Origin of the sequence: Veillonella caviae (assembly GCF_003992125.1) — a bacterium.
Lineage (GTDB): Bacteria > Bacillota > Negativicutes > Veillonellales > Veillonellaceae > Veillonella > Veillonella caviae.
The window spans coordinates 1-15274 of sequence record NZ_RQUY01000029.1 but is presented as its reverse complement, the minus strand read 5'-3'; the positions used below and the strand labels follow the sequence as shown (position 1 = coordinate 15274).

Annotated in this window: 8 protein-coding genes; 1 reads left to right on the top strand and 7 read right to left on the bottom strand. The window is 38.2% G+C overall.

Going from position 1 to position 15274, the window contains the following annotated elements; translation table 11 throughout:
• Window positions 1-326 precede the first annotated feature (326 nt).
• From EO120_RS08570 to gyrA, 3 genes are all read right to left on the bottom strand, one after another.
• Window positions 327-806: a hypothetical protein gene (locus EO120_RS08570; RefSeq protein ID WP_241234925.1), complete on the bottom strand. Its 480-nt coding sequence runs from the start codon at window positions 804-806 to the stop codon at window positions 327-329.
• Between the two features lie 265 nt (window positions 807-1071).
• Window positions 1072-1443: a hypothetical protein gene (locus EO120_RS08565; protein WP_127135061.1), complete on the bottom strand. Its 372-nt coding sequence runs from the start codon at window positions 1441-1443 to the stop codon at window positions 1072-1074.
• 9 nt (window positions 1444-1452) lie between these two features.
• The gene (gyrA, locus tag EO120_RS08560; protein WP_127135060.1) at window positions 1453-3918 is read right to left on the bottom strand and encodes a DNA gyrase subunit A; all 2466 of its coding nucleotides are present in this window, start codon (window positions 3916-3918) and stop codon (window positions 1453-1455) included.
• 314 nt (window positions 3919-4232) lie between these two features.
• Here gyrA and EO120_RS08555 point away from each other — a divergent pair, with 314 nt between their 5' ends.
• The gene (locus EO120_RS08555; protein ID WP_127135059.1) at window positions 4233-4991 is read left to right on the top strand and encodes a Fic family protein; all 759 of its coding nucleotides are present in this window, start codon (window positions 4233-4235) and stop codon (window positions 4989-4991) included.
• 413 nt (window positions 4992-5404) lie between these two features.
• Here the strand turns inward: EO120_RS08555 and EO120_RS09200 are convergent, their stop codons facing one another.
• The 4 genes from EO120_RS09200 to EO120_RS08540 form a co-directional block, all read right to left on the bottom strand.
• Window positions 5405-5545 (bottom strand): hypothetical protein, encoded by a 141-nt coding sequence (locus EO120_RS09200; RefSeq protein ID WP_164725740.1) that lies wholly within the window; start codon window positions 5543-5545, stop codon window positions 5405-5407.
• Between the two features lie 236 nt (window positions 5546-5781).
• On the bottom strand, window positions 5782-6540 hold the full coding sequence (locus EO120_RS08550) for a hypothetical protein (RefSeq protein ID WP_127135058.1): 759 nt from the start codon (window positions 6538-6540) through the stop codon (window positions 5782-5784).
• Window positions 6541-6631: 91 nt separating this feature from the next.
• On the bottom strand, window positions 6632-11242 hold the full coding sequence (locus EO120_RS09415; RefSeq protein ID WP_127135057.1) for a YadA-like family protein: 4611 nt from the start codon (window positions 11240-11242) through the stop codon (window positions 6632-6634).
• Window positions 11243-11286: 44 nt separating this feature from the next.
• Window positions 11287-14604, bottom strand: a complete 3318-nt coding sequence (locus tag EO120_RS08540) for an ESPR-type extended signal peptide-containing protein (RefSeq protein ID WP_127135056.1) — start codon at window positions 14602-14604, stop codon at window positions 11287-11289.
• Window positions 14605-15274: the final 670 nt, after the last annotated feature.

The window sequence follows — 15274 nt, the reverse complement described above, 5'->3', positions numbered from 1 at the left end:
AACAAAAAACGAAATCATCCAAGCATAAATAATATCTTAATTCTTGGACATTTCTTACAGCCCCGTTCGTGACTGCTTGATTATTATAGTACACCTCAGAATATAATGCAAGCAAAAAATGTAAAAAAATCTAATATTTTGTTAATTTATGCTAATTAGTATATTTATATTTCTTATCATACTATATATAGTAGTCTACGAAGCTTTTGCCCACTCTCCCATAGGAAGGTGCATACAAGATTTATACAAAGCCCGCTGTTCAAAACGAGCAGAGGGCTTTGTATATATCCTAACAGCCAGCCCCAAACGGAGCTGGCTGCTTTAGTTTATTTCTTCTTATTATCTTTTTTCTCGGCTTTTTTATCAGATTTTTTATCTGATTTTTTGTCGACCTTCTTGCTATCGTCTTTTTTATTATCTACCGTTACATTGTCTGTTGGTGCCCAGAAGTGATTATAAACAGCTTCAGAAGGAGATCCTTCAGTAACAGCGCGCGCTGTATTATCCACAGGTTCTTCGCGTTCTACATAACCTTGTGGATTATACAAAGTTACCTTAACATCTTTAACAGTTTTATCTTTGCGATTAAATTCTTCAGTAGCAATGAAATGATACCCTTCAGAATCTTGAGCTTTAATATCTACTGTAGCATTTTTATCATCAGCTTTTATACTATCTTGATCGATAAACCAAGACACACCTGTGCTATCTTGACCAAATTGTTGCCAATTCACTGCCCCAGCGGAATTGACACCGCAAGTACAAAGCACTGCAGCAGCTAAACCTGCTAGTAAAGTTTTTTTCATGTTTTTACCTCGTATAAAATTAAATCTTATTTGTTCATTATAACACGAATCAATGTATTTCGGGTAACCTTTTTTATATTGATTCATTACCATTATTACAGCATCATTTTTTAATTCCCAATGCAGATCCTAAGAAAATAATTTCCTCCGCACGTAGAAAAAGGGGTCTACTAGTTCTTTTTTATAACTTTACGCAGCACGAAGGTGCGTTAAGCGTATGGAATAAAAAAGAACTAGTAGACCTCATCCATCTATTAAGTGAAAATTATTTCCCCCATAGAGCCTGCATGACTTCTGCCCCTATAGTACCCTGTTCAATTTTTACAGGTTTTTGCGGTTCTTCATTAGAGAGCAAGGGAATACCTGTACCGGTGTACACCGTTGTTTTCAATTCTGTCCATGTTTTATCAGGACGATTGATTTCCACTTGGTAAATGTAAGAGTAGCCTTCTACATTATTAGCTTTCACAGAAATGCGTGCTACAGAATCGGTTTTGTACACCGAGCTATTATCGATGAACCATGCAGAATCATCCGCATCAGCGTCGATATAATACCAGTCGGCTGCATTAGCAGTGCCAAAGCCGCCTACAAATATAATCCCTGCCGCCATAATGGCAGCTAACCATTGTTTCATAATACTCCCTTATTCTTCATCTTCGATTTCCGCTGCTGGAATGACAGCAATGCTAGCTACTTTATCGCCTTCATCAAGATTTTGTGTTTTCACACCGGAAATAGCTTTACCTTTTTTCACAGCAATATCGTTCATATTGAAACGAATGATTTTGCCTTGTTCGGAAATGAGCATCACTTCATCATCGTTGCGTACCACTTCAACGGCTACAACGTCGCCTGTTTTATCGGTAATACGGAAGTTTTTCGTACCAATGCCACCGCGTTTTTGTACATTATACGCGTCAGCATCATTGCGTTTACCATAACCCTCTTCAGAAATAGTGAACACTTGTACTTCTTCTTCGTCTACATTCAATACGCCAGCACCAACAACAACGTCACCAGTTTTCAATTTGATACCACGCACACCATGAGCGGCGCGTTTCATAAGGCGTACCTCTTCTTCGTTGCAACGAATAGCCATACCCAATTTCGTACCAATCAAAATGTCTTGTTTGCCAGTAGTAATGCTAACAGAAATCAAGCGATCCCCTTCATCAAGGTTAATAGCATTAAGACCAGAGCGACGAATATTACGATATTCTTCGATGGCTGTTCGTTTCACAACGCCGAATTCAGTTACCATAAAGAGGTTCACATCTTCTTGAATGCGTTCCAAGTCAATCATAGTCGTTACAGATTCGCCAACAGCCAGCGGCAATACATTCACCATAGCAGTACCACGAGAATTGCGAGAACCTGCTTCTGGCACTTCATAGGCTTTCAAACGATATGTACGGCCTGTAGACGTGAAGAACAACAATGTATTGTGCGTGCGTACATGCATGATTTGCGTTACATAATCGTCTTCTTTCGTTTTCATGCCAATAACGCCAGCACCGCCTTTATGCTGATTGCGGTATACATTTGCGTTCATCCGTTTAATGTAACCTTGTTTTGTCAAGGTAATAACCATTTCTTCATCGGCGATAAGATCTTCTACATCAAGATCAGACGTATCGATAGTGATTTCGCTACGACGAGGATCGCCGTATTTCTTCTTCATATCCTCTAATTCGTCTTTGATGATTTGACGTTGACGAACTTCGCTAGCAAGAATTGCTTTCAAATCTTCTATTAATGCCAACAATTCCTTATATTCCTCTTCGATTTTTTCACGTTCCAAACCTGTTAAACGGCGTAAACGCATGTCGAGGATTGCCACTGCTTGTTTTTCTGAAAGCCCGAATTTTTGCATTAATGCATTGCGTGCAATGTCGTCAGTTTGGGAACTACGGATAGTAGCAATCACTTCATCAATATGATCAAGAGCAATTAATAAACCTTCTAAAATATGAGCACGTGCCTCTGCTTTATTCAATTCAAATTGCGTGCGGCGCACAATAACGTTGAGGCGGTGATCTAAATAGTATCCCAATACTTCTTTTAGATTCAATACCCGTGGGTGTCCATCAACGAGGGCCAACATAATAACGCCAAAAGACTCTTGCAATTGTGTGTGTTTATATAATTTGTTGAGAACAATGTCTGGCTGCACATCAGCGCGCAATTCGATAACAATGCGCATACCTTGACGGTCGGACTCGTCACGAAGGGCTGTTATGCCATCGATGACCTTATCGCGGCTAAGGTTGGCAATAGTTTCGATAACACGAGCCTTATTCACTTGGTACGGAATTTCCGTTACCACAATTTTATGTTTCCCTTTCGCCATTTCCTCAATGGACGCACGGGCGCGCATTTTTACGCTACCACGACCTGTGGCATAAGCTTTTTTGATGCCTTCTCGGCCTAAAATCAACGCACCAGTTGGGAAATCTGGACCTTTAATAGCTTTCATCAACTCATCTACCGTCACATCTGGATTATCGATGAGCATAGTCAAACCATTACACACCTCATTGAGATTGTGCGGCGGAATATTTGTTGCCATACCAACGGCAATACCGCTAGAACCATTGATGAGCAAGTTCGGAATCTTCGCTGGTAATACGGTCGGTTCTTGCAAGCTTTCATCATAGTTCGGCATAAAATCAACAGTTTCCTTGTCGATATCGGCAAGCATTTCTGTTGTGATTTTCGCCATACGCACCTCAGTGTAACGCATAGCAGCAGCGCTATCGCCATCGATGGAACCAAAGTTCCCGTGACCGTCCACCAAGAGGTAACGAGTGTTAAAATCCTGCGCCAAACGCACCGTCGCATCATATACGGAACTATCACCATGAGGATGATATTTACCAAGTACATCACCGACGATACGAGCGGATTTCTTGTACGGTTTATTCGGTGTCATACCGGTTTCATGCATAGCATAGAGAATCCGACGATGCACCGGTTTCAGACCGTCACGCACATCCGGCAACGCCCGCATAACAATTACGCTCATCGCATAATCGATATAGGCGTTCTTCATTTCTTTATCAATTTGAACGGGATGAATATTCCCATGGGACCATTGTTGGTCTGCCACAATCTCACCTCATTTTACTAACACTATATAAGATTTCATCATATTATTATAGCATTTCTGCAGGTATATAGCTATCTTTTCATTGTTTCGTTTATTAAGATTAATATTCAGAGTTAAGTTTTCCTCAACTTTATTCCCAGATTTATGTGCTCTTTCAAAAGGAAATACAGATCTCCTGTATGATATAATACAATCAATATAGAACTATGAACGTTCCAATGTTACCCCCCTACACTATCTAAACCATCGGGACGCTTCTCAATAATTTAAACAGATACACTAGATACAATGGTTACTATGTCTGCGGAGGAACTATGTTAATCGACTGGGCACAGCAAGGACAATTAATTTTACAGCATTTACAAAAAGAAAAAGCATATAAAAATAAAAGCGGTATCTATCATTTCACACAAATTCATATGGCCTATAACAGTAATCGTATTGAAGGCAGCCGGTTGTCAGAAGAGCATACGCGGTCATTATTTGAAACGCGGACTATCCTCTCTAATAGCACCGAAGTTGTATATAGTGATGATATAATTGAAACCTCTAATCATTTCAATGCTTTCAATTATGTGTTAGAACATGCTAATGACACGCTTTCAGAAGCATGTATCAAACATATACAAGGTCTATTAACTGTAGGAACACAAGAAGCTCAAGAGAGTTATTTCAACATAGGTGAGTATAAACAAGTTCCCAATTTGATTGGCAGTACTATAGAAACGGCGAATCCTAATGACGTACCACATCTCATGACATCATTGTTGGCGGCCTATAATGAATCTAAAATACACTCACTAACAGATATCATCGATTTTCATGTAAGCTTTGAAAGAATTCATCCATTTCAAAATGGTAATGGCAGGACAGGACGTTTGATTGCCTTCAAAGAATGTTTGCGAAATAATATTACGCCATTTATGATTACGGAAGATATGAAGCCATTCTATATTCGAGGATTAAATGAATATAGTACAGAAAAAGGGTATTTAATAGATACTTGTCTACATGGTCAATATATATATAGTGATGTATGTAAAAAACTAATTGAGCCAAAATTAGGCAACTAGCTAATCAGTAAATTCAGTGAAATCTGCATAAACAGAGAATCAAAAATGACACCTACCACAAAAAAACATAGGATTCAAAAACTATATACGTCTAGTGATTTGTTCGGACTAATTCATATATACCGCACAATAAAAAGATAGATACTCCCTTTTAGCAACTTTATCCTTACTGTGGATTTCGTTACACGAAATCTTACGTTCGGAATTAAGTGATGTGTGGGCCTCATGCGGAGCTACGCTTCTCTGCGGCCTCACACCCTACTTATACGTTAGCACAAACGTGCATTAATCGTATAGAGCGAAAAGGGAGTATCTATTTTTCATTACCTACATTATGTGATTGTCTATGCCCAACAAATCAAAACGTTAAGTAGAATAGAACCCTATGGGGATCTAATATGTGTAAGGCTAAATTACCCTCTAGCCAGCAATACTGCCACTGCCGCTTTCAGTTCATCAATGCTCTTTTGTTGTGCATCAAGTTGTTGTTTTTGTTGTGCATTCTCGGTTTCCATCGCAGATAAACGATGTTGTTGAGCTGTAATCACTACCAATAGCCATTTATACACCCAAATGTATTATAAGATGATATATTTATTGAAATATTTTATCATAAACACTACACACCGAATAATTGATTCATGTACAAAATAATAAAAGAGCTACTCAAAACGAGTAACTCTTTTAAAAATATATATTAAAGTGACAATATTAAAACTATCACTTCAATATATATTATTGAACTATCTTTGCTAGCATCATACTAGCCTCTTTCTAACATACGATAGTATTATTGAGCTGTTTCGATTGCCTTACGAAGATCTACAACGTGGTTTTCTGTACCTTTTGGCTCATCAGTAGATTTATTTTTTACTGTTTCTTTAGCAGCAAACCAAACTGTTTCGTTCATATAGTGACGAAGTTCATCATTATTCACTTGTTCTTGGTCTTTCGACATAACTGCCAATAACGCTTGTTCTAATGCTTCTGCATCAGCTACGGTTTGTGGACCACCCACTTGTTTTTGTTCTGCTACGATAGTATTCATTTCATCTACCATACCACGCAATACATTGAATCCATAGCTATTAGTAAAGCCTTCTTTTTTATCGTATTTAGGCATGGAGAAGAATTCATAATCGTTCACATTGCGGTTTTCCCCATTCCAATTCATAGCCACTTCGTAACCGTGTACACGACCTAAGGAATGAGTGCGGAAATAGTCAGCATAATTATGTTTATCCATAGAATGCAACCATTTCACATCTGCTTTTGTTAATTTTTCATTATTTTCCAATTTTGCTTTTGCTACAGCAATGTGCTCATTAGCATTTTGCCACGCCATTACATAATCATGAATAGCAGCTACCGCTTGCGGGCTTGCTACAGGTACAAGAACAACAGAACTAGCTGTTGTTTCATGAACAGGTTGTTTCAAAATCAAATCATCATTATATGTAGGCGCACTTGTTTGTGCCGCATAACCTATTACAGATATAGCGCTCATTAGTACTGCCGCTGTGAAAGCGAGCCATTTAGATTGTTTCATATCTATTTCCTCTTTTCTCTAATGCATGAATAGGTTGAGGGGCATCATCGATACGAATGATGTCCCTCGAGCCTGTGAAAGTTACAACAAATTATAAACCTAATTTTGCCATCATAGCCGCAATTTGAGCTTTCATTTGTTCGTTTTCAGCTTTCAAATCAGCTACTTCACCTTTTAATCCAGCATTTTGTGCTTTCATAGCTGCCATTTCTTGTTGAAGTGCATAAGCAGAGCTTACAGGTCCCTTACGATAACGATCAGCAATAGCCGCTTCACTATCTCGATTCCCTATTTTCCATGTCACCCCTGCATTTGCCATCATATGACTGGATCCACCTGCCCAAGACATTCCCACATGAAGCATTGTCGATTCATTCTTATAATGTGCTACGCCTAATGCTATTGCCGAATTACCACGGTAATTACCATAACCGGCCATAACTTGCGTAGGTTCTAATGGGTCATATTGAATCGGTTTCAACGCAGCTAATGCAGCTCCTTGTGAACCTACTTTCCCTATTTCTTCAGCTAACGCATCAACACGTGTATCATGCGCAGATAGGTCATAATTGATTTGACCTGTAGTTCTGTCTTCTGTTGGTTTAATCATTACACTACCATCTTCAGACGTAACAGATGTACGAGCTGCTTTGAGTTGATTTAGATTCACTACATCTGTACCACTTGTTCCAGGTGCTACATTAGTAATTTTATTTCCACCCATATTCAATGTGCCACCATTAATAGTAATTGCATCACTACCAAAGTTCATAGTAGCCGAGCCTTGATTAGAAATTGAAGTTATATGTTTTAAATCGCCAGACACATCAAATGTAACCTTTCCATTCACACCTACAGATGCTTTGGTATTTTGCCCATCAACAAAATTTAAACCATCTGCTAGCATAACTTGGTGTTCATTGGCTCCATTAGCTCTATACGTTAATGGAATTTCTTTGGCTGCATCTTTACCATTAAAGATCAACTCATACGTTGTTGTATGATTACCATCATCTTTATTAGGAGTCACTGTAATAGCCTTATCTTTACTTGTTACATTAACAGCTTCACGAGATGCATCTTTAACGATATTTTTGTCTACAAAAACTTCATATGTCGCACCTTTGCTTCCAAAGGTGTCACCCGCTTTAGGTTCTACCTGAGCAATATTATTCCTATCAGACTTAGCCTGTACCTTTTCAATAGATGTAGCCGAAGCTATTCCCGCTTGTAACTGTTCTTCTGTCGCAGCACGTCCAGATTTACCAAAATCAGGACTCGTAATAGTTGTATTAGTTAAACCAGTAATTTCACCTTTAGGACCATCAATAATCACTTTGTGCGTAGTATCACCAATAGAAACCTTTGGTGTCAATGATACTTTATAATTAGTATGACCATCAGTTGCATCAGTACTCGACGTTACAACTATATTATCTCCTGCAGAAACAGTCGTTTTAGCTTTTGATACTGCGTTATACAATTGGGATCCATTAATAGCATCCTTAGATGTAGAGGAAATCTCGCCATCAGCAATATTGGTAATTTTCTGACCACTAGCATCAATACCAGCTTTTGTAATGCTAGGACCTCCATTGATAGTTAAACCATTATTATTAATAACAGTATCACCCGTTGTTACTGAACCATTTGGACCAAGATTAATATCTTTCGCTAATTGTACCTTCAACTGGCCGTTTACATTATTAACACCAATGTTATTGTCTGTTAATGTAGCTTTATCAGCACCACCTACAATCTCTAATTGTTCACCTAACTGTTTATGCACAACAGTACTATCATCACCTTTAAATGATAAACCTTTAGTCACTAAACTATCTGCTGTTTGTTTTAAATCAGATACATTAACAGCTGCATTTGGTGTTGTTGTATTAGCTGTATCTAATTGCTCTAAGAAGGTAGCTGTTGCATTTGGCTTTTGAATCGCAGATCCTACATTATTAAGAATCATAGGCGTAGTAGTAGAATTAGCGCCATTATTCATAGATGCAATGACATCTACTGGTTGTATTGTCGTGCCACTACCATCTGGTTGTGTATTAAATGTACCATCATTTTGTTTATACAACTTATTACCAGTAGCATCAGTATACACTACAGATGTTTGTGCATTTTCTACAATATGTTGGTTATTAACCTTAATATCATACGTGTGCCCTTTATTAGGGTCTGTATTGGTATCAACTACAGAAATAGAACTATCACTGGATTGTACTGTTGTTACCTTATCTTTCAATTGTTTTACATTAACAGCATCTGTGTCATCTGTACCTGCACCAATATTTTTAATTTGGTTGCCACCATTATTCAATCCAGTATTGGTCAAGGATACGGTACCCGCTGGGTTTGTAATAGTCAAACCAGCATTGTTAACAACCGTATTACCTGTTGTTACAGATCCATCTTTACCAAGATTAATCTGCTTAGCTAATTGAACTTTTAGCTTACCATCTACATTATTAACACCAATGTTATTGTCTGTTAATTCATCTTTGTTAGCGCCACCTACAATATCTACCACGGTATTGAGCTTCTTAGCAATGACTTGGTTAGTATCAGTTTGACCATCATCACCTGCAAATTTCATACCATCATCTAGTGTTGCTACTTCATGTGGTGTACCTTTGCCATCGGTATAGACAATGCGTGTCATGCCATCTGTACCCTTAGCACCATCTGTACCATCTACACCAGTAGCACCTTTGTCACCTTTAATGGTTAAGCCATTTGTACCATTAGCACCATTTAATCCAATAGAGCCATCTTTACCGTTGATAGTAACAGCAGAGCCGTCTCGACCATTTACACCAATAGAGCCGTCAACACCATCTTTACCAACAGTGATGTCATTAGCTAAATCATATGTATAGGTATGATCTCCATTACTATCAATAGCTTGCGCTACCGTTAAGTTAGATCCTGCCGCATAGTTAACAGTCGTTCCTGGTTTTACAACAGTGGCTGTGGCACTACCAGCTACATTTCCTGTCGCATTTGCTTTCCAACCAGAGTTATTAATCGTATCAACTACTGTTTGTACCGTAGCTATACCATCTTTACCATTCACCCCTGGTTTGCCATCAGCGCCTTGCGTAATGCTACCTAGGTTTACATCGTATTTCACTACACCCGCAGCGTCAACACTAGCTGTTGTGTAATTACCATCTGTAAAGTTCAAGCCATCTGTTACTGTTACTGTTTGTTCATTAGCACCATTGGCTTTGTACGTTAATGTAGTGCTACCTAAATCAACTGCTTTCGCATTAACAGTATAAATCGTTTGACCTTCAGTACCAGTCTTGCTGTCTACAGTGACATTGCTACCTGCTACTACTTCCGTTTTAGCGGCCTTTAATTGACTCACATTCACTGCATCCGTAGCCTCTGTACCTGCATCAATATTTTTAATTTGGTTGCCACCATTATTCAATCCAGTATTGGTCAAGGATACGGTACCCGCTGGGTTTGTAATAGTCAAACCAGCGTTGTTAACAACCGTATTACCTGTTGTTACAGATCCATCTTTACCAAGATTAATCTGCTTAGCTAATTGAACTTTTAGCTTACCATCTACATTATTAACACCAATGTTATTGTCTGTTAATTCATCTTTGTTAGCGCCACCTACAATATCTACCACGGTATTGAGCTTCTTAGCAATGACTTGGTTAGTATCAGTTTGACCATCATCACCTGCAAATTTCATACCATCATCTAGTGTTGCTACTTCATGTGGTGTACCTTTGCCATCGGTATAGACAATGCGTGTCATGCCATCTGTACCCTTAGCACCATCTGTACCATCTACACCAGTAGCACCTTTGTCACCTTTAATGGTTAAGCCATTTGTACCATTAGCACCATTAAGTCCAATAGAGCCATCTTTACCGTTGATAGTAACAGCAGAGCCGTCTCGACCATTTACACCAATAGAGCCGTCAACACCATCTTTACCATTAGTACCATCTTTGGCACCAAGGTTTAAGTTATCATTTACGTTGACTTTGTATGGGTCAGCACTTGTACCAGCACCAGAAACAGTTGTGTTATTGCCATCTACTAATTTAGTAGCGTTGTCTGAAACGTATTGTTCCAATTGGCTCACGTTAACAGCGTCAGTAGCATCAGTACCTGCTGCCACATTAGTGATTTTATTACCACCATTGTTAAGGCCATCAGTTGTTAAGGATACTACATTTGGAGAGTTAACACTTTCACCAGCAGGAGTAATAGTAATACCATTACCTGTTACATTTGTAGTGTTGCCATCAGTATCAATAGTTACTGTACCAGCAGCGGTTACAATTGTAGTGTTACCAGCTGTATCTTCAGATACGATTCCAGAACCATCCATAGTTGTAGTATTACCAGCTGCATCTTTGGTAGATACGCTAGTAAACTCAGGATTCATGGATGTAGCAATGGTAATTTTGTTGCCATCTTGCGTTAATTCAATATTTTTGCCTGCATCGAAAGTTACTAACTCATCTGTTTGGATAGATTCTTCCGTAGAACCTGTTGCTGTACCATCAGATTGACTAGTAGTTAATTTCCAACCTTTTTTGAGGTCTGTAATATCACTTTGGTTTACTGTAACTTGGTTTAATGTTTGTTTGGTATCATTTGATAAATCTATTAAGTAATCTGTAACATTATTAAGATTTGCTGTGCCTGGCGTCACTATTACCGCAGAAGACCCTGCAGAAGCAGTTGTACCATTTGCATTTACAGTATAAAAGTTTGTCCATTAGAACCAGAAGTAGACTCTACATTTACAATATTTGTACCTGCTAAAACTTCAGTTTTAGTAGCTTTAATTGCATCATGAACATTATCTTTACCAGTATTACCGATGTCAGTAGCTGTTATAGAGCCATCAGAATTAACTACTGTATTACCACCAATAATTGTTGATACGCCATTAGCTACATTACCAATTACATTTTGTGTTAGATACAGTTGCGAACCATTAATCGCATCGGTTGATGTGGCAGAAATACGACCAGCTGAAACATTTTGAATCTGACGATGAGGAACATTGCTTCCGCCTCCTACAGAAACTACATGACCATTGCCAGGATTATTGCCAGCAAATCCTGTATAAGTCAATCCATTTACAGTGGCACTATTCGTTGGTGTTGCATCAGTAGTTATGGAATTTGAACCCAATGCAACAGAGCTTTGTAATGATGCATTGGCATATGTACCAATTGCGGTTGCGCTTGCTGCAGTAGCATAAGCATCTTGCCCTATAGCAGTTGCACGATTTGCTGTTGCTTTAGAATATCCACCAAGAGCAATGGATTCATTACCACTTGCATTACTAGTATCACCTATCGCAATTGCACCAGATCCATTTCCTTTAGCATAGCTACCTATAGCAACACTAGTGTTATTAAATGCTTCTGTATGAGCACCTACCGCAATAGCATTCAATCCATTTGTTTCTGCGGTATCACCTATTGCAATAGAACTTACACCTAAAGCTTTAGCAGTATAACCAGCAGCGATTGAATTTGTATCGTTAGATTTTGACTGGCTTCCGACAGCTATCGAGTGATTAGCGATAGAACTAGAAGCATTACCAATAGCTATAGTTTCTTGTACGGAGATATCGCCCTTAATGCCAGAATTTGCATTTTTACCCATAGCAATACCGGCTTCTGAATAAGTTTTTGCTTTATTACCAAATGCAATAGCACCATCCGTATTACCTACACCAGTAGTAGCAGTTGCCGTTGAACCATCTTTAGCTGCGCCACTTACTACACCTGTTGCATCGGTTACTGCATCTTGACCTGTGCTAGTTTCAGCTCCTGAACCAAAAGCAATTGCACCTTTGCCTTGTGCTAATGTCTGGTTGTTGCGAGTTGAATATAATGTATTAGCGTTATTAGTTGTTATTTTAGAAGAATCCATGCCAGTGCCAAAAGCAATAGAGTCTTGTCCCTCAGCTTGAGCCTGGGCACCAAAGGCAATAGAACCACTTTCTAAAGCAGCTGCAGCTGCACCTAAAGCAAAAGAATTAGATTTCATACCAACTGCTTGACGACCAAGTGCCAATGAACCATATCCATGTGCTGCGGAATTAGTACCAATAGCTGTAGAGGAATTTCCTACTGCGGTAGAATAGCTACCGATGGCTATAGAGAAACCAGTTCCAGAGTCATTGCCATATAAGCCAGGAACACGCCCCGCTGTTGCATAAGACCCAAATGCTAAAGAGGATGTACTAGCTGAAGCATTGTAACCTACAGACATTGGGGCACTTTGAAGTTCGTCCGCAGATGATCCGTTACCAGCACTCGGACTATAGCTGGCAGAATTGCTTTTAGTTGGACTATAGTTTGAACCTACAATACCAGTCATCCTATCAGGTATACCTGCATTATTTGCCATACCAGTTGTATTAGCGCCTAGCGCATCTGCCCATACAATATTTCCAGGAGTATTTAATGAAACAGAACTTATATTAGCAACATTTTGTGCAATGGAATTAGCGCCGATAGCAATTACACCGGTTCTTCCTCTAGTGGAACTATCAAGCAATTTGCTTCCAGTAGCATTTGTTACATTAGCTTGACGAGCATCATCATAATTTAAACCAGCTTGAGCATTAGTACCAATAGCTATAGCATTAAACTGATTATTATTTCCTGTATTTTTAGATGTGTTTGCTCCAATACCAATAGAAATATCACCAGTATTACCAGCTCCACCAGATTCATGATATAACCCATTATTGGTAATTAAATTACCTGTGTTAGTATTATATCCTGTATTTACATGCAAGTAGCTTGGCGCAATATTTTTAGCAATAGAATAAAGTTGTGAACCATTAATCGCATCGGTTGAAGTTGAAGATATTTCACCTGCGGCTAAATTTTGAATTTGACGCTCTTTACCAATTGCTCCTACAGATATAACTCGATTATTCAGATTTGATGGCAATACACCAGCGAAATTAGTATAGGTTACAGTGCTACCATCACTAGATGTAATTATCGCTTCATCAGCATCTGAGGCTAATCTAACTTCAGATTCAGAACCTAAAGCAATGGAGTCGTTCAATGTTGCTTTTGCGTTACGGCCTAATGCAAGAGCATAATTTCCAGATGAGCTAGAGCCTGGGCCTAAAGCTACGGCTCCAATACTTGAAGCTTTAGATGTATAGCCTACAGAAATAGAATTTATATTTAAAGCCTGAGCTCCAACTCCTAATGCAGTTGCATTATTTGAAGTGGCATTAGCTCTATCGCCAATAGCTATTGCTGATTCAGCAATAGCGTTACTGTCAACACCAATTGCAGTTGCATAATCAGCAGTTGATTTTACGTTTGAGCCAATAGCTAATGCTGATCTTCCACTTGCACCGGATTGTGCACCAATAGCTGTAGCTTGATACCCATCTGCTCCAGAACGTCCACCAATAGCTGTAGCTTCTTGACCTGTAGTACCCGCTTTATATCCCAATGCAGTTGAACCAAATCCATTAGATACGGTACCATCTGAACCTATAGCCACAGATTTCTCTCCATTAGCAGTAGTTATATAACCAATAGATGTAGAACCAAAGCCAGTAGACGCAGCTTGAGTACCAACTGATGTTGAATTATTACCGCTCGCAGTGGAAACAATACCTATAGCCATTGAATTATTAGCTAAAGCACTCGCTTGTTTACCTAAAGCTAATGCTGCACTGTCAGTTCCTGTAGTCTTAGCAATTGTATCTGAACCTAATGCATAAGCATACTCTCCGTCTGCTGTTGCAGCCCCAATAGCAATACCATAAAAACTATTTGCTTGAGCAGCATTAGTTCCATCAGCGAAGCTATAAGCAACTCCTGTTTGATTAGGGCTTGCTATCATTGAAGCCGCTTGTGTTTGATACGGCAATAAAAAACCTATAGTTAGGATAGAGGTTGATAGTATTACTGTATTCATTACATTTGATTTAGGTTTACTATGTGATTTTGCAAATTCAGAAACAGCTACCCATGATTTGGTCGTAGAATTCCAGATAACTTTAAATATTCGATTCATAAATACTCCCACGTTAGTTGAAAAATAAATATTATTTTTATAGTATACTAAATTAATCTATTATTGTTCAATATAAAATATAAATATATGTATAATAAATTAGAATAGGTTAGTGAAAACATTAAATACAATAATGAAGGAAAAAACTTGCTTAGTTGTATATTGAAATTTAAGAACTTTATTCATATATTTCCTTTCTAAAAAAGTCTGATAGACATTTGGGTAAATCTAATGATTTTACTTTATTTTAGTGCCATTAAATATCTCCTCCTATGCGACAACATAACATTAGCGAAAATAAAATCAAATAACCTTAGACGCTTTGTTCATACTTTCCGTTAACCTCTTTTAAATTATTAATTTATTGTATGTAACACCCCAAAGCCATCATTAACAGGACTTACAAAGGTGTAACTATATTTTGCCACTACATTTCTAAATTTCGGCCAAAATAAAAGTGTATATACCAATACGGGTATATACACTCACTCATACCCCCCCCCCGCTTATAATTGCATCAAGACTTATAAGAAGGAAAAATAAATTAATATATTCAATTACATTAATCAAATCAACTACTTGTTGAATATCCCTGTTTCTTAATATTCTAAACACTAAACAGAAATACTTCATTCATTTTAAATTCATTAACATTATACTATAAAAGATA